The sequence below is a fragment of the Amycolatopsis sp. NPDC005232 genome (assembly GCF_040607795.1).
GTDB lineage: Bacteria > Actinomycetota > Actinomycetes > Mycobacteriales > Pseudonocardiaceae > Amycolatopsis.
Genome location: NZ_JBEXHL010000004.1, coordinates 277,480 through 294,285, shown reverse-complemented (window position 1 = coordinate 294,285; position 16,806 = coordinate 277,480). Strand labels below are relative to the sequence as shown.

Genomic DNA, 16,806 nt, shown 5'->3' with positions numbered 1-16,806 from the left:
TTCGCTGATTCCATCTTAGCACGGTCTTCAGATGGCCACCTAGCGGCCCGGGATCGTCGTCGCAGGTCAGCGGCTTGGCGGGGGTTGACAAACCTGAATCGCCCGTGCTCATGCAGGTAATGGGGAAGCCATTGATCAGCAGGTGCGAAATCCTAATTGGACGGTTGATCTTGGGTCGTGGCGCACCCGTTGGGGCCCACCGGTTCCGTGCGCGCGGCGGCGCCCGGCTAGTCTTCGTCATGACGAGGCCGTGAGATGGAAGGACTCCGACGTGAGGCTGCAGAAACGTCGCGTGCTCGGCGCAGGTGTGTCGGCGCTCGGTGCCGCGCTCGTGCTCGCCGGTTGCGGGGCCGGTCAGATCACCCAGACCGACACGCAGCAGCCTGCGGTCAACGGCACGTACGCGCAGGTGAAGACGCTGGTGTTGCGTGACGCCGCCGTCCAGTACCCCGCGCAGGGCGCCGCCTACTCGGCCGGCCAGCCCGCGCCGCTCACGCTCACGATCGTCAACCAGGGCCCCCAGGACGACCAGCTCGTCTCGGTCAGCTCGGAGGGCACGAAGTCGCCGGCGCAGATCAGCGGCGCCACCGACATCGTCGCCGGCCACACGCTGGTCATCGGCCCGGACGACGCCGTCGAGTCGACCAACGAACAGGCGGCGCCGACCACGTCGAGCTCCGCCTCCACGCCGTCCAGCGACACCTCCTCGGGCGCTCCGACCGCCACGAGCAGTGCGTCCCCTGGCGACGGCGGCGCAGCCACGAAGCTGAACCAGGGCACGGTCGTGCTGCAGGACCTCACGCAGCCGCTGTGGCCGGGCATGACGATCAACGTCACCTTCACCTTCCGCAACGCGGGCCCGATCACCGTCGCGATGCCGGTCGCCGCGCCGGCACACGTCGAGCCCTGACGGTTTTTGTCGGTGCCCGCCGATAGCCTCGGCGCGTGGTGAAGAAGACCAACACCGTCTACCGGTGCGCGGAATGCGGGTACGAAGCCGCGAAGTGGCTCGGCCGCTGCCCGGAGTGCCAGGCCTGGGGCTCGCTCGAAGAGCGGGGCGGGGTCAAACCGGCGATCACGCGAGTGGCCGCGGGTGCGCCTAGCGCGCCCGCGCGACCTATTGGCGAGGTCGACGTCGAGACGGCCCGCGCGAAGGCGACGGGCGTCTCCGAACTCGATCGCGTGCTCGGTGGCGGGCTCGTGCCCGGCGCCGTGGTGCTGCTGGCCGGCGAGCCCGGTGTCGGCAAGTCGACCCTGTTGCTCGAAGTGGCGTTCCAGTGGGCCAAAACGGCCGGGCGCTCCCTTTACGTCACGGGTGAGGAGTCGGCCGGGCAGGTCCGGCTGCGCGCCGAGCGCACGGGGAACGTGCACGGCGAGATGTTCCTCGCGGCCGAGAGCGACCTGTCGGCGGTCCTGGGCCACATCGACGCCGTGAAGCCGGGCGTGCTGATCGTCGACTCGGTGCAGACGATGGCGTCACCGCAGGTGGAGGGCTCGCCGGGCGGGGTTACGCAGGTGCGCGCCGTCGCGGCGGGGCTCGTGGCGGTCGCCAAGGAACGTGGGCTGCCCGTGGTGCTGGTGGGCCACGTGACGAAGGACGGCTCTGTCGCCGGCCCGCGCGTGCTGGAGCACCTCGTCGACGTCGTGCTGCAGTTCGAGGGCGACAAGCATTCGACGCTGCGCATGGTGCGCGGCATCAAGAACCGCTTCGGCGCGGCCGACGAGATCGGCTGTTTCGAGCTCACCGAGGGCGGCATCGTCGGCGTGCCCGACCCGTCCGGGCTGTTCATGAGCCGCACCGCCGAACCGGTGCCAGGCACGGCCATCACGGTCGCCATGGAGGGCAAACGGCCACTGCTGGGTGAGGTGCAGGCGCTGGTGTCGAGCACGAGCATGCCGCAGCCCAGGCGCGCGGTGAGCGGCCTCGACTCCTCGCGCGTGGCCATGGTCCTCGCCGTACTGGAGAAACGCGGCCGGCTGAAGCTGGGTGACAAGGACGTCTACGTCGCCACGGTCGGTGGGATGAAGATCACCGAGCCCTCGATCGACCTGGCGCTGGTCCTGGCGCTGACGTCGTCGATGCACGACGTCGCGTTGTCCCAGCGGCTGGTGGCCGTCGGCGAGGTCGGGCTGGCCGGCGAGGTGCGCCGGGTGCCCAACGTCGCGCGCCGCCTCGCCGAAGCCGCGCGGCTCGGCTACACCCACGCCCTCGTGCCGCCCGACTCCGGCAAGCTGCCCGACGGCATCCGTGCCCTCGAAGTCGGCGACGTCGCCAGTGCGCTCAACGCCGCCAACCACGCGAAGTGATCACGAACCGAAATCGCTGGTCACCTCGTAGCTGAACTGCGCGGTGCTCAGGCCGCGGCCCGCCGAGATGCCGTACGTGTCCTTGGTGGCGACGTTGCCCGCACCGAGCAGCTGCGACGTCGAGGTGTTCACGTTGACGATCAGTTCGTGGTTGCCGTAGCCGATCGTGTAGGTGCTGATCTCGCCGTGGTGCTCGGTCGAGGTGGCCATCCCGGCCAGGGTGTTGATGAGCGCGGCTCGCAACGGCCGCGGAGCGAGGCCCGAGCACAGCACGGTGAGCAGGCGCATCTCCGTGGCACCGGGTCCCAGGTATGGCGGCGTGAACGGATCCTGGGTGAGGTGGTTGCCCGTCGTTTCCGGGACCGGCGGCGCCACGTTCAGCGAGGTGGTCAAGGTCGAGGCGGGGGAGTTGTCGGAGGAGCTGGGGAAAGCCGTGTACGGCGCGAGGGGCTGGCCCACCTGGTCGTACTTGGTGTGCAAGTCGTCTCGGGCAAGCTTCTTGAGCGTCGGAGGGTCGGCCGGCAGGGACGCGATGAAGCGCGGGGTCGGCCGGTACCAGCCCTCGGGGATGTTCGTGGTCCAGCCGCCGGGGTGGGGGAAGGCCTCGGTGAAGTTACCGCCCGCCGCGACCTGTGTGGTGGTTGCCGGTCCGGGCAGCGACCCCCCGTCGAAGGGACGTCCTTTCAGGATCACCGCGTCCTTGGGCCGTGTCCACTTGCGCTTCCACACGCCCGACGGGTCGGCGGGGATCCAGTACTCCACCGTCTGCCGTACGGCGAAGGCGCTGGTGGTGCCGCCGACCCATTCGATGTCGGTGTAGGTGTTGGTCACGTGGGTGTACTGGCCGGCAGCCGGCACGGTGTCCGCGGTCGCGGTGGCCGCGGGGGCGACGGTCATGCGGGGCTCGATCGCCTCGCGGGCGATCACGACGCCGCCCGTTACCACCGCGACTGCGGCGGCCACGGCGATCCAGCGCCAGGCGCCTGACCGCTTCTTCTTCGGCGGAGCCGTTGGCACCCGGCCGGTCTCGGCTGCGGCGGCCCGCAGCAGCGTCGCGCGGGCGCGGTCGAGCTCCGCGGGGTCGGTTCGGACGTGGGGGTGCAGGGCGTCGAGGGCTTCGTCGAGCTCGGCGTCGGACCACAGGTGGCGCACATTGTCGTCGTTCACAGTTCCTTCGCCTCCTCGGCGATTTCGATGGTGCTCTGGACGGCCGCGGCGTTGGCCCGAAGCCAGCGCCGGATGCGGTGCAGCCGCGAGCGGATCGTGCCAGGCGGCACACCCAGGGCTTCGGCGACCTCCGTCGGCTCGAGCCCGGCCCACGACACGAGCAGCAGCGTGTCGCGGTCGGCGGCGTTGAGCTTCGCCAGCGCGCCGGCGAGCTGCGCCGCGCGGGTCTGCGCGTCCACCTGCTCGGCGACGCGGCCGTCGTGCCCGGCCGTGGAGTGCTCGCCGACCGCCGCGAGCCGCGCGGTCGCCCTCAGCGCCCGCGTCTCGCTGCGGATGTGGTGGCGCAGCAGGTTCGTCGCGATCCCGTACAGCCATGAGCGCGCCGTGCCCAGGTCCGGCCGGTAGGACTCGCGCCGCCGCAGCGCGACGAGGAACGTCTCGGCCACGAGGTCGTGGGCGGCGTCGTCGCCGACGCGGCGCGCGAGGTAGCGGTGCAGCTGGCGCGAGTGTGCGTCGAAGAGCCGCCCGAACACGGGCGCCGGATCGGGAACGCCCAGGTCGGGACGGTCGAACGAGTCCGGCAACGCCGCCTCCGGACCGTCGTGGATCACCTGCATGCCCAGTGTTGCCCGCAGAGCTCCGCAGCGTTCACAGCGGCGTTCACGGAGTGACCGGACTCACCAGATCGGGTGGTCGCTGAACTTCTCCAGCGTCGTGACGGACGGGCGGACGTAGAACAGGCCCGCCGCGAAGCCGAGCAGGCCCAGAGCGAAGTTGGCGAAGGTGGCCAGCACGTCTGTCGCGCCGAAGCGGTCGTGGTCGCTCCACAGGTCCACGAGCGCTGATGCGGTGAGGGCGAGCAGGCAGGTGACGACGGTAGCCGTGAAGCAGGTGATCAGCGCCGTGCGCGCGGCTCGGGCACGGGCGACCACGAGGTAGTCGCCCCGCAGGCAGCTGCGGCAGGAGAACACCACGATGGCCGTCGTCACCACCGCGAGCGTCGGCAGCAGCAGTCCGATGACGCCGACAGGGGCGTCGGGGAGGCTGTGCCCGTGCAGCGGGCGGTTCACGAACGCGGTCAGGCCGAACACGAACGCGGTGCCGGCCAGCAGCGCGATGCCGGTGACCACGGAGCCGGCGCGCACGCGGCGGGCGAAGAGTGGGGGCAGCGGGGCGTAGTCCGTGGCTTCGCCGTAGTACTGCTTCATCCCGTCACCTCCTGCACCGACCTGCGTCCGAGCGCCGAATGAACGTGCAAATGCTCGTGAAGGTCACCTTAAGGGACGCCTGCTCTCTCAAGGTGACCTTCACGGCACTTGTCACCGACCTGTGCTAACGCGGTTAGGCCGGTGACAGGTGTTCACAGCTTCTCGGCGAGCAGGTTCGCGCACCGGATGAGGCCGATGTGCGAGTACGCCTGCGGGTGGTTGCCCAGCGAACGCTCGGCGATCGGGTCGTACTGCTCCGGCAGCAGGCCCGTGGGGCCCGCCGAGGCGACGATCTGCGTGAACAGCTCCTCGGCCTCGTTGCGGCGGCCGGTGATGAGGTACGCCTCGATCAGCCACGCGGCGCAGATGTGGAACCCGCCTTCGCCGCCGGGCAGGCCGTCGTCGCGGCGGTAGCGGTACACCGTGGAACCGCTGCGCAGCTCGGCCTCGATCGCGGTCACCGTGCGCTGGAAGCGCTCGTCGGCCGGGTCGATCAGGCCGGTCAGGCCCACGAACAGCGACGCGGCATCGAGATCGGTGCCGTCGTACGCCGTGGTGAACGCCTGGACCTCGTCGTTCCAGCCGTGTGCCAGCACGTCGGCCTTGATCTGCTCACGCAGCTCCGGCCACGCGGCCGGCACGTCGCGGCCGTACTCGTGGCCGAGCTTCACCGCGCGGTCGATCGTGACCCAGCACATCACCCGCGAGTACACCCGGTGGCGCGGCACGTGCCGCTCTTCCCAGATGCCGTGGTCCGGCTCGTTCCAGCGCCGCGTGACGGCCTCGGCCATCGCGCGCACCATCTGCCAGTCCTCGTCGCGCAGCTCGCCGCGCGCGTCGGCCAGGGTGACGACGAGCTCCACGACCGGGCCGAACACGTCGAGCTGCACCTGGTGGTTGGCCAGGTTGCCGACGCGCACGGGGCGCGAACCGGCGTACCCGGGCAGCGACTCGATCACGGCCTCGGCGCCGATCACGCTGCCGGCCAGCGTGTACAGCGGGTGCAGGCGCTCCGGACCGGCCAAAGTGGACAGCACGCCGTGCAGCCACTGCAGGTAGCCCTCGGCCTCCTCGTTGGACCCGAGGTGCACCAGCTCGCGCACGGTCATGGACGCGTCGCGGATCCAGCAGTAGCGGTAGTCCCAGTTGCGGACGCCGCCGATCTCCTCGGGCAGCGAAGACGTCGCCGCCGCCAGCACGCCACCGGTGTCGGTGTTGACCAGCCCGCGCAGCGTGAGCGCGGAGCGGCGCACGAGCTCAGCCTGCACCGTCGGCAGCTTGAGCTTGGCCGCCCAGTCGCTCCAGTAGCGGCCCGCGCGGTCGCGACGGTCTATTTCGGACAGTTCGTGGGGGCCGAGATCGGTGGTGCCGCAACGGAGTTCGAGCACCACCGGGCTGTCCGGCGTCGGCTGCACGAGCGCCGTGGCGGTGTCGTGCAGGCCGTCGGACGTGATGGTCCACTCCACGCCCGGCGAGCGGAGCACGAACGGCTCCGACGTGCCGAGGACCCGCAGCCCGTCGCCCTCGGCGACCAGCTTCACGGGCACGCCGCCGAACTCCGGCCGCGGCGCGAACAGCACGTCCGCCGCGGTCTCGCCCGAGATCACGCGCACGATGTCCGTGCGGTGCGAAGGGCTTTCCGGCTCGAGGTAGTCGGTCACGAGCAGGCGCGACCAGCGCGTCTCGACCGTCATCGTGTTCGGCAGGTAGCGCTGGCCCAGCGGCAGGCCGTTGCGGTGCGGCTTGATCGAGAAGGCTCCCGCACCGGGGCCGCCGAGCAGGTCGGCGAACACGGCCGGCGCGTCGGGGCCCGGGTGGCAAAGCCACGTGAGCTTCGCGTCCGGCGTCACGAGCGCGACGGAGCGCTCGTTGGCCAGCATCGACAGCCGCTCGATGGGCGGCGCCGACTCGCCGTAGAGCCAGTTCCGCCGTTCCTCCAGGAGGAACCCGAGAACCAGCGCGACGTCGACGGTGTCGGGCACGCGGTAGGTCGCGAGCGTCTCGCCCTCGCCCACCTTGATGCCCAGGTCGGGGCCCGACAGGCGCGCGAACGCCTTCTCGTCTGTCACGTCGTCGCCAAGGAAGATGGCGGCGGTGGCGCCCACCTGGTGGCGCAGGGTGTCGAGCGCGCGGCCCTTGTCCGTCTGGACGACCGCGAGCTCCACCACCTCCTTGCCGTCGGTGGTCGACACGCCTTCCCAGGTCGACGGGCCTTCGTGCACGTCGGCGAGCACCCGGCGACCGGCCTCGTGCTCGGCTCGGCGCACGTGCACCGCGATGCTCGCGGGCTTGACCTCGAGCGACACGCCCGGCACGTCGAGCACCAGGTTCTCCAGCTCCGCCTCGAGCCGGCGGTGCAGCGCACGCGCCTTCTCGTCGAGGGCGTGGATGAACCCGATGTCGAACTCGGAGCCGTGGCTGCCCACGAGGTTCACTTCGGCGGGCAGGCGCGACAGCGTCGCCAGGTCACGCAGCGCGCGACCCGAGATGACGGCTGTGGTGGTCTCGTGCAGGCCGGCGAGAGATCTGAGTGCACCGACGGACTCCGGCAGCGGCCGGGCCTCGTCGGGGTTGGCGGTGATGGGGGCCAACGTGCCGTCGTAGTCGCAGGCGACCAGCAGGCGCGGGGTACGGGCGATCTGCACGATCGCGCGCCGTAGCTCCGCAGGCAACGCCTCGGCGGTCAACACTCCTCCTCAGGAGGTCCAGCGCGGTACGGGGGAGGTCAGTCGACCGGCTCCGCACCCAGCGCCTGCAGGAACGAGCGCGCCCACCGGTCGACGTCGTGGGTGAGGACCTGTCGACGCATGGCGCGCATCCTGCGTCGGCCCTCGGCGGGGTCGAGCGTAATAGCAGCCACCAACGCGTTCTTCACCCCGTCCAGATCATGGGGGTTGACCAGGAACGCGCTGGTCAGTTCGGCGGCCGCGCCGGCGAACTCGCTGAGCACGAGCGCGCCCCCGAGATCGTGGCGGCAGGCGACGTATTCCTTGCAGACGAGATTCATCCCGTCGCGCAGCGGCGTTACCACCATCACGTCGGCGGCGGAGAAGAAGGCGGCCAGCTCGGTGCGGTTCACGGACTGGTGCAGGTAGTGCACGACCGGGTGACCGACACGCGCGAACTCGCCGTTGATGCGGCCGACCATCTGCTCGATCTCGCCGCGCATGCGCTGGTAGTGCTCCACGCGTTCGCGGCTCGGCGTGGCCAGCTGCACGAAGGCGACGTCCTCGGGCTGCATGCGCTCCTCGTGCAGCAGCTCGTGCAGCGCCTGCAGCCGCAGGTCGATGCCCTTGGTGTAGTCGAGGCGGTCGACGCCGAGCATGACCGCCTTCGGGTTGCCGAGGTCGCGGCGGATCTGCTTGGCGCGCTCGATCACGCCCTTGCTGCGCGCGAGGGTGTCGAGGCCGGCGGCGTCGATCGAGATCGGGAACGCGCCGACGCGCACGGTGCGGTCGCCGACCTGCACCATGCCGGGCCGCGACCGCACGCCGACGGCGCCGCGCGTCGGCTCGAGGCCGACGAGCTGGCGGGCCAGCCACAGGAAGTTCTGCGCGCCGCCGGGGCGGTGGAAGCCGATGAGGTCGGCGCCGATGAGCCCGCGCACGATCTCGGCGCGCCACGGCAGCTGCATGAACAGCTCGACGGGCGGGAACGGGATGTGCAGGAAGAAGCCGATGCGCAGGTCGGGGCGCAGCTCGCGCAGCATCGTGGGCACGAGCTGCAGCTGGTAGTCCTGGATCCACACGGTCGCGCCCTGGGCCGCGACCTGGGCGCTGGCTTCGGCGAAGCGGCGGTTGACCTTCACGTAGCTGTCCCACCACGCGCGGTCGAACACCGGCGGCGCGACGACGTCGTGGTAGAGCGGCCACAGCGTGGCGTTGGAGAAGCCCTCGTAGTAGTCGCGGACCTCGGCGGAGGTGAGGGTGACGGGGTGCAGGACCAGGCCGTCGTCGTCGAACTCCTCGACGTCGACGTCGGGGACGCCGGGCCAGCCGACCCATGCGCCCTTGCGCGAGCGCAGGAACGGTTCGAGCGCGGAGACGAGCCCGCCGGGGCTCGCCGTCCAGCGCTGGCCGCCGTCCGAAGCGCGCTCCAGGTCGACGGGCAGCCGGTTGGCCACCACGACGAAATCGGCGGACGGTGCGGTTTTCTGCTCGACAGTCACTACAGCTGCTCCCTCGTCATCCGCGGGTCGCGGCCCCAGTGAAACCCTAGCGCGCGCCAGGTGACCGGCCGGTGATCAACCGCTTACTCCAGACGCCGCTCCGGCGGCTCCAGCGGTCCCGCCATCCGCGGTCCGGCGAGCTTGCGTTCGAGCCTCCCGAGCCGCATCCGGACGGGTTGCGCGAGGTATTCACCCAGCACAACGCCCGCTGCGAGCGCGAGCCCGATGGCGACGGCGGTCATCAGCGTCGAGATGTTGCCGCCGGGCTCGACCCCCAATTGGTATAGACCACGATAGGTGGACAGGCCGGGCAGCAGGGGAGTGATACCGGACACGGCCACGACGAGGGGGGTGACGAGCAGCCGACGTGCGAGCAGGCCGCCGCAGAAGCCGACGAGCGTGGCCGCGACGGCCGACGAGCTCACCGCGTCGAACTGCGTGAGCATCAGCGAGCCGTACACGAGCGCGCCGATGGCACCCGCCGCCGCGGCGACGAGCAGGGCGCGCAGTGTCGAGTAGGAGGCCAGGGCGAAGCACGCGGCCGCGCCGGCGCCGGTGACGACCACGATGGGCAGCTGCTGCGGGGTCGAGTTGATGACCTCCGGCAGCGGCGTGCTCGGCAGGCCGAGCATCACGGCGAGCTTCAGCGCCAGCACCACGCCGGTGATCAGGCCCGCGGACATCAGCGCGGTCTCCATCGTGCGGCCGGCGGCCGTGACGTTGTAGCCGGTGATCGCGTCCTGCACCGCCGAGACGGTGGACAGCCCGGACAGCAGCACCGTGACGGCCGCGGCGACCACGAGCGTCGGGCGGTCGGTGGTGAGGACGTTGCTGCTCACGATCGCCATCGCCGACAGCGTCGCGACGAGCCCGCCGACGACCTGCTGGAAGAAGAACGGCAGGTGGTAGCGGTTGAGCAGCCGGCCGAGCCGGTCGACGACCGAGGAGATCGCGAACGCCACCACGGCCACGTCGGGGCCGCCGCCGAGCAGCAGCGTGATGAACGCGGCCAGCCCGCCCCACGCGATCGTGGCGACCCAGCGCGGGTACGGGTGCGGCGCGGCCGTGATGCGCTCCAGCTCCGTGTGCGCTTCCTCGGCGCCCATGTTCCCGCGGACGATCTTGCGCACGAGGATCTCGGCCTGCGTCAGCCGCGTGTAGTCGAGGCTGCGCGAACGGACCACTCGCAACGCGGTGACGGGCGCCAGGTCCGTGCCGCGGTGGCACGTGACGGTGATCGACGTGAAGATCACGTCGACCTCGCAGTGGGGCAGCCCGAGCGCGGCGGTGAGCGCGAGGATCGTGGCGGTGACGTCGGACGCACCGGCGCCGCTGGCCATCTGCACCTCGCCGATGCGCAGCGTCAGGTCGAGGACGAAGTTGACCGTCGCGTCGTCGGGCGGCTGCGGGCCCAGCACCTCTTCGTTTTCGACGGCCGGCTGTTCCGCCGTCGGCGCCTCGAGGATGTGCCACGCGCGCCGCCGCAGGAGGTTCGGCCGGTGCCGCTGGTTCGAGCTGGGCCGGGGAGGCTCCAGGATCGGCCATCGTCTGCGGTGAATCCCCTGGTCGGCGCGTTCGTTGATCTTCATGATCGATCCCACCTCCTCGTCCGTCTGGCGTCGTTCTCCTCGACGTTCCCGGGGACCATCGGCCGACACGTCCCGACCGTTGCACTGATCCGGAAGTGGTGTGCACCACGTCTGCCCTCGATCGTCTCGCAGGGTCGTCCGGACCGCTCGTTTTCGGCGGTTGAGCTGGGGGTTCGGGGTGGCCTGGAGCTGGTTTGCGCCGGGTGTGCCGGCCGGCGCGTGCCGTGAGTGCGGAATTCCTGGTGAAACCGGTTCCAAGATGTGCTTCCCGGAATTCCGCTGAGTGAATTTCGCGAGCGGATTTCGGGTGTATCTGCGCTGGTGGGGCGGGTTTTGACTGCCGGTAAATTGCGACTGATACCACTCAGTATTTGCGCCGACCGGCAAGCAAGAATTGTTGATCTGTGCCACTGATCACTCTTTGATGCATTCTCGTATTTCGTTTCGTAATGTGCCCGTGTTCTCGCAGTTACCTGCGATTCGCTCTCCTCCCCCGAAGGAGCTCTACCCCGAAATGGCACTCCACCGATTCGAACCTCGATCCGATGCTGCGCCCTCACGGAAACGGCGCTTCGTCCGCGCCGCCCTGACGGCGACCGCGCTCGCCGCCGCGATGTCGGCCACCGCCGGCCCGGTCCTCGCGAGCACCGCGTCCGCCGCGACCGCGGCCCCGGCCGCCTCCGCGTCGGCCAGCGCTCGGGTTGGCGCCTCTGCGCTCGGCCGCGCGCTGACCCAGCAGGGCAAGCCCTACGTCTGGGGCGCGGCCGGTCCGAACGCCTACGACTGCTCCGGCCTCGTCGTGTGGGCGTTCAAGCAGGTCGGCGTCGCGTTGCCGCACAGCTCGCGGCTGCAGTCGACGGCGGGCGTCGCCGTCTCCAAGGCCGCACTGCAGCCCGGTGACCTGGTGTTCTTCTACACGCCCGTGAGCCACGTCGGCATCTACGCCGGCGGCGGCATGGTCCTGCACGCCAGCCGGCCCGGAGTTCCGGTGAAGCTGTCGCCGCTGGCCTCGATGCCGTTCCACAACGCCCGCCGCGTCTGACGGGTCTCGAACCGCCCGAGATCGATCAGCGACCTGTGGGCGGAAGGAGCCGGCAAGGGGACTTGAACCCCTGACCTACCGCTTACAAGGCGGTTGCTCTACCAACTGAGCTATGCCGGCAGCGCCTGAACCAGGCCGCGAAAGTATATCGGTGTGGTGCCCGGCCTCCGGCCGCGGGAGCGAGCTTCCCGGTCCGGTCACCACGCGCCGCGGCGCTCGCGGGTCCACGTCCCCCGGGCCTCGAGCGCACAGGTCAGTTGTTCACGTCGGCCTCGGCCGGGTTTTCGAACCCGGCCGAGGCCGACGTGATTCTGGTACCTCGCAGTTGTCGAAAGCGGAGGTTCCCGTTTTCCCGCGAGCCCGGGAAGTGAGCCGGGCCACAATGCGATGGTGCGAGCCGGCTGTTGCTTGACCGCGTCCGGGATATTCCCCGCGGCGCGGTGAACCGGTAGAAAACGATGCCCGTCAGCCATGTTCACGTGTACGGACGTGTCGAGCACCGTTGCCGGAACCGGTTTGCCCCAATCCCCGCGGTTACGTTTTCGAGCCGCCGGGGCCGGTTGAGCCGGTCCATGGCAGCGGGCGGCACCCGCCCGCTGCCCTACTTGACCACGATCGGGTTCACCGGAGAACCCGTCCCGCCCACCACCTTCAGCGGTGCCGCCGCGTAGAGGAAGTCCCACTGGCCGTCGGCGCGGCAGTCTGCGACCAGCGCGCGCAGGTCGCAGATCTCGGTGAACACCAGGCCGAGGTTGCGCATCAGTGCACAGTGGACGAGCAACGTGGTGCCGTTGCGCGGATCGATGAGCACCTCGTTGCCGATCGTGTCGGTGGCGAGGTTGGCGATCTCCATGCTCTGGAACCACTCGGCAAGCTCAGGGGTGTAGACCAATCCTGGTTCCTGATAGGACTCGCCGAAGAACTCCTCCCGTGGCACGGAGTAGAAGAACTCGAGCCAGCCCGTGTTGATCAGCAGCACGTCGTGCGGCCGGATCTCCACGCCCTGCGCGGCGGCCGCGGCGGCGAGGTCCTCGTGGGTGAAGGTCTCGTCGCGGTCCAGGTGGCGTTTGCCGCGGAACCCGGCCATGTCCACGAGCACCCCGCGGCCGACGACGCCGCGTTCCGCGATCGGCAGCACGCTCGCCTTGCGCAGGCCGCCGATCGTGGTCGCGGCGTCGTAGCCGTTGTAAAGCGTGTCGTCGTACCAGACGTGGCCGAGCGCGTCGTACTGCGTCGAGCCCTGCAAGTGGCTCACGACGACGTCGTCCGCGTACCGCGCGCCGCCGGGCAGGTCCGGTGGTTCGGGGCCGTACCAGGAACCCTGGTCCTGCACCATGTACCGCCGCGGTGCCGCCCGCGCGGGCGAGGACGGGTCGCCGTTCTCGTGGAACATCGGCGTCTGCAACGTGAACACCCGGCCCTGGCGGACCGTCCCGAGCCCGGCGAGCACCTCCGCCGGGCCGAGGTGGTTGAGGGTGCCCACCTCGTCGTCCTCGCCCCAGCGGCCCCAGTTCCGTGGCGCACCCGCGAGCAGGTGCGCCACGGCCGGGACCTCGTCCGTCACGCCTTGCCCCACAGCGCGGCGTACTGCTTGTCGTAGTCGGCCACGATCGGGAACAGCTCGCTGCCGGCCTCGGCGGGGTAGTTGTCCTTGGTGACGACCCACATCGGCGGGTGGATGGTCGGTACCGCGACGCCGGCGAACTTGCGGGCCATGCTGTCGACGATCGCCCACATGTCGCCGTAGAGGTCGTACGGGATCGCCCCGGCCTCGGTGCCGTTCTTCAGGTAGCCCAGCGAAGCGCCGTACGGGGCCTGGCCGAAGACCTTGACGTCGTCGAGGCCCGCGGCCTTCAGCGCCGCGGGCAGACCGACGCCGGCCGCGTCGTCGGCGAGGACCACGAACTTGGTCTTCGGGTGGCTGCGCAGGTAGGACACCATGCGGTTGGGCGCGTCCTTGCCCAGCGACGTCAGCGGCAGGTCGATCGAGTCGAACGTGCAGCCGGGGCACAGGGTCTTGAGGTTGGTCTGCAGGCCGGACTTGATCGAGCTGAGGATCTTGAAGTCCGGGATGTTCGCGTACAGCACCGAAGCGCTGTCGCCGCCGTTGACCACGGCCCAGGCGGCGTCGATCTTGCCCTTGGGCGAGTTGTCGTCCGGGGTGTCGATCACGTAGGTGATGCCGTCGCCCACCGGGTCGAGCTGGCAGCAGGCGCCGGTGATCGCACCCGCCGACTGCAGCTGACCGAGCTGTGAGCGGATCACGGACTTGTCGATCGCGTTGTAGATGACGCCGTCGACCTTCTGGCGCAGGATCGTGTCGAACGCGTTCTGGAAGCCCTGCGGGGTGCCGTTGGTGTTGATCGTGGTGAGTGACCAGCCCAGCAGGTCCGTCGCCTTCTTGATCACCTCGCCCTGCAGCACGCACTCGGGCAGCCCGCAGCTGACGAACGCGATCTTCTTGCCCGTGGGTACGGGTTTGCCGATCGGGTCGGTGACCTGGATCTTGGTCGGCCGCTGCGACGCGGCGGCGAGGATCTGTTTGGCCTGCGCGAGATCGGCCTTCGCGCCGCTGGTGCCGGCCGACGCGCCGGCGCCGCCCGAGCCGCAGGCCGAGACCAGTCCGGCGACGGCGAGCGCCGCGGCCATGAGCGCGAACATCTTGCCGCGCAAGGGTTTTCCGAGCATGAACGACTCCTTTGTCGACGGGGAAAGCTCAGGAAACGGGCTCGGTGGTGCGGCGCAGGCGGCGTTTGATGCCGCGCAGCGTGCCGCGCTGCTTGCCGGTGACCGCGAGCGCGGCGATCAGCACGATGCCGGTGAAGGTGTTGGACGCCCAGGTGGCGGCGCCGGCCAGCGCCAGCCCGGTGTCGCCGGTGCCCAGCAGCACCACGGCGAGCACGGTGCCGCCCGCGTTGAAGCGGCCCTCCTTGAACTGCGTCGCGCCGAGGAACACCGCGGCGAACGCCGGGAGCAGGTACGGCGTGCCGGACGCGGGGTCGCCCGAACCGACCGACGAGCCCAGCACGATGCCGGTGAACCCGGCGATCAGCGCTCCCGCGACGAGCGAAAGGAACCGCAGCCGGAAGGTCGGCACGCCGGCGAGCCGCGCGGCGCGCTCGTTGAAGCCGGTCGCGTACAACCGGCGGCCGGTCACGGTGTGCTCCTGGACGTGCCAGATCACGGCTGCGAGCACGATCGCGTAGACCACGGGGATCGTGATCCCGGCCCAGCTCGCCTGCGCGATGTGCGCGTAGCCCGGTGCGGTGAGTTTGTCGTCATTGATCGGCGAGTCACCGGTGATGAACGTGTTGGCCGCCTGGATCAGCGAGCCCGTGCCGAGCGTGCCGATCAGTGAGTCGATCTTGAGCACCACCACCACGAACGCGTTGACCAGGCCCACCACGAGCGCCACGAGCATCGCGACGACGATCGCGCCGCCGAGCCCCATTCCCGCGTGCACCACCAGGTACGCGGTGGTCACGCCGGTCAGCGACATCGTGTACGCGAACGAAAGGTCGAACACCCCCGCCGAAAGCGGCACCACGAGCGCGAGCGCGGCCATGGCGGTGATCGAGTAGTTGTCCACGACCTGTTTCACGGTCGCCCCGGCGAAGAACACCCCGCCGAGCTTCACGGTGAACAGCACGATCGCGAGGACCAGCAGGTACACCGCGCCGATCCGCTTGAAGCTCAGGTAGTGGGCCACGCCGCGGCCGTGGTGCGGCGCGGCCGGGAGCGCGCCGTCCGCGGTGCTCGGCGGCGCTTCCAGTTCGGTGATCGGCAGTCTGCTCATCACGGGGCGGCGATTCCTTCCATTGCGAGGACGAGGGCCTTCTCGGTGATCGCCGTCCCGGCGAGCTCACCCACCACGGCGCCCCGGTCGAAGACCAGCACGCGGCTGCACAGGCCGAGCAGGTCGCCGACGTCGGTCGACGACACGATCACGCTGAGCCCTTGCGCGACGCGTTCGTTGATCAGCGCGTACAGCGCGCGCCGGGTGCCGATGTCGACGCCGGCGGTCGGTTCGCACAGCAGCAGGATCGCCGGTTCCTGCGCGAGGCAGCGCCCCACGAGCACCTTCTGCTGGTTGCCGCCCGAGAGCGTGGTGATGGCGGAGTCCCGGCTTTCCGACTTCACCCGCAGCCGGCCGATCCAGTCGTCGGTCACGCGGGATTCGCGTCGGCGTCCGAGTACACCGGCGGAGGCGATGCGCGGCACGATCGACAGCGTCAGGTTCTCCCGCACGGAAAACTCGCCGATGATCCCCTCGGCTCCGCGGTCGGCCGGGACGAGCGAGCAGCTCGGCACCCCACCGCGGCCGAGCCGGTTCCACCCGCTCTCGTCCGACGTCCGGTATTCGCCGGCGACGGGGTACTGCAGCGCCCCGGCCAGCGCGTAGGGCAGCTCGTCGCGACCGGACCCGGGCAGCCCCGCGAGGCCGAGCACCTCGCCGGCCCGCAGCCGCAGCGCGGCCCCGGTGAGGTATCGGCCGGACAGCCCGCGCACCTCGAGCACATCCGGCACCTCGGGGGCCGGTGCGGCGGCGGGGGTGACGTCGTGGGACACCTCGTCGCCGAGCATGAGCTCCACCAGGCCCGGCCGGTCGAGCCCCGCGACGTCGCGGGTGGCGACGCGCCGGCCACCGCGGAACACGGTGACCCGGTCGCAGATCTCGAACATCTCGTCCAGCCGGTGGGTCACGTAGAGCACGCTCGCGCCTTGGCGGCGGACCTCCTCGACGATCTCGAAGAGCCGGTGCGCCTCGTTCGGCGGCAGCACTGCCGTCGGCTCGTCGAGCACCAGCAGGGCCGGGCCGGTCTCCCAGCCCTGCAACGCGGCCGCGATCGCGACCCCGGTCCGTTCGATCGGGGTCGTCTCGGACAGCGGGGCCCGCACGTCGAGCTCGATCCCGAGGCGCGCGATCAGCTCGCGCGCCTCGGCCTCCTGCCGGTCCCACCGGATCGTCCGCAGCCGCGTGCGGGCGAAGCCGGACCGGAGTGCGAGGTTCTCCACGGCGTCGAGCTGCAGCACCAGGCCGAGGTCCTGGTGCACGAACCGCATCCGCGGGTGCCGCGCGCCGCCGGTCGAGGACGTGAGGTCGAGCTCGTCGCCGTCGAGCCACGCACGGGCGCCGCAGCCGGGATCGGCGTCCTGGAACCCGGCGAGGGTCTTGATCAGCGTCGACTTGCCCGATCCGTTGTGCCCGGCGAGACCGTGGATCTCGCCGCGGCCCACGTCGAGGTCGACCTCGCGAAGCGCCCTGGTGCCGCCGAAGGTCTTCGACAGGTCGCGCACGGCGAGCAGAGTGTCCGATGTGGTCAT

13 protein-coding genes and 1 tRNA gene are annotated in these 16,806 nt (G+C 70.5%); 3 read left to right on the top strand and 11 right to left on the bottom strand.

All coding sequences use genetic code 11. From position 1 onward, the window contains the following. Positions 1–271: 271 nt before the first annotated feature. On the top strand, positions 272–910 hold the full coding sequence (locus tag ABZU76_RS10865; RefSeq protein ID WP_354867359.1) for a hypothetical protein: 639 nt from the start codon (positions 272–274) through the stop codon (positions 908–910). Positions 911–945: 35 nt separating this feature from the next. Continuing rightward, positions 946–2,307 carry a DNA repair protein RadA gene (gene radA / locus ABZU76_RS10860; RefSeq protein ID WP_220244762.1) on the top strand — a complete coding sequence of 454 codons (1,362 nt, stop codon included), beginning with the start codon at positions 946–948 and terminating at the stop codon, positions 2,305–2,307. Here the strand turns inward: radA and ABZU76_RS10855 are convergent, their stop codons facing one another. The 6 genes from ABZU76_RS10855 to ABZU76_RS10830 all read right to left on the bottom strand — a co-directional run bounded on the left by ABZU76_RS10855 (position 2,308) and on the right by ABZU76_RS10830 (position 10,439). After that, positions 2,308–3,474 carry a hypothetical protein gene (locus ABZU76_RS10855; RefSeq protein ID WP_354867355.1) on the bottom strand — a complete coding sequence of 389 codons (1,167 nt, stop codon included), beginning with the start codon at positions 3,472–3,474 and terminating at the stop codon, positions 2,308–2,310. Further along, entirely contained in the window at positions 3,471–4,091 is a 621-nt protein-coding gene (locus ABZU76_RS10850; protein WP_354867352.1) for a sigma-70 family RNA polymerase sigma factor, read from the bottom strand. The genes ABZU76_RS10855 and ABZU76_RS10850 overlap by 4 nt, the downstream gene beginning before the upstream one ends. A gap of 60 nt (positions 4,092–4,151) precedes the next feature. Then, positions 4,152–4,682 (bottom strand): hypothetical protein, encoded by a 531-nt coding sequence (locus ABZU76_RS10845; RefSeq protein ID WP_354867350.1) that lies wholly within the window; start codon positions 4,680–4,682, stop codon positions 4,152–4,154. A 152-nt stretch (positions 4,683–4,834) separates the two neighbouring features. Further along, positions 4,835–7,369: a trehalose-phosphatase gene (otsB, locus tag ABZU76_RS10840; RefSeq protein WP_354867347.1), complete on the bottom strand. Its 2,535-nt coding sequence runs from the start codon at positions 7,367–7,369 to the stop codon at positions 4,835–4,837. A 38-nt stretch (positions 7,370–7,407) separates the two neighbouring features. Next, positions 7,408–8,850 (bottom strand): trehalose-6-phosphate synthase, encoded by a 1,443-nt coding sequence (locus tag ABZU76_RS10835; protein ID WP_354867344.1) that lies wholly within the window; start codon positions 8,848–8,850, stop codon positions 7,408–7,410. 83 nt (positions 8,851–8,933) lie between these two features. After that, a complete protein-coding gene (locus ABZU76_RS10830; protein ID WP_354867342.1) occupies positions 8,934–10,439 on the bottom strand; it encodes a threonine/serine exporter family protein in 1,506 nt (501 codons plus the stop codon). 514 nt (positions 10,440–10,953) lie between these two features. Between ABZU76_RS10830 and ABZU76_RS10825 the strand changes: the two genes are divergently transcribed. Continuing rightward, the gene (locus ABZU76_RS10825) at positions 10,954–11,481 is read left to right on the top strand and encodes an NlpC/P60 family protein (protein ID WP_354867340.1); all 528 of its coding nucleotides are present in this window, start codon (positions 10,954–10,956) and stop codon (positions 11,479–11,481) included. Positions 11,482–11,528: 47 nt separating this feature from the next. Here the strand turns inward: ABZU76_RS10825 and ABZU76_RS10820 are convergent. The 5 genes from ABZU76_RS10820 to ABZU76_RS10800 all read right to left on the bottom strand — a co-directional run bounded on the left by ABZU76_RS10820 (position 11,529) and on the right by ABZU76_RS10800 (position 16,806). Continuing rightward, a tRNA-Thr gene (locus ABZU76_RS10820) sits at positions 11,529–11,601 on the bottom strand. Between the two features lie 481 nt (positions 11,602–12,082). After that, on the bottom strand, positions 12,083–13,045 hold the full coding sequence (locus tag ABZU76_RS10815) for a cyclase family protein (RefSeq protein WP_354867338.1): 963 nt from the start codon (positions 13,043–13,045) through the stop codon (positions 12,083–12,085). Beyond that, positions 13,042–14,169: a substrate-binding domain-containing protein gene (locus tag ABZU76_RS10810; RefSeq protein ID WP_354867336.1), complete on the bottom strand. Its 1,128-nt coding sequence runs from the start codon at positions 14,167–14,169 to the stop codon at positions 13,042–13,044. Before ABZU76_RS10810 ends, ABZU76_RS10815 begins: the two co-directional genes overlap by 4 nt. Positions 14,170–14,197: 28 nt before the next feature. Continuing rightward, complete coding sequence (locus tag ABZU76_RS10805; RefSeq protein WP_354867333.1) at positions 14,198–15,277, bottom strand: ABC transporter permease; 1,080 nt, start codon at positions 15,275–15,277, stop codon at positions 14,198–14,200. Next, complete coding sequence (locus ABZU76_RS10800; protein ID WP_354867331.1) at positions 15,277–16,806, bottom strand: sugar ABC transporter ATP-binding protein; 1,530 nt, start codon at positions 16,804–16,806, stop codon at positions 15,277–15,279. The genes ABZU76_RS10805 and ABZU76_RS10800 overlap by 1 nt, the downstream gene beginning before the upstream one ends.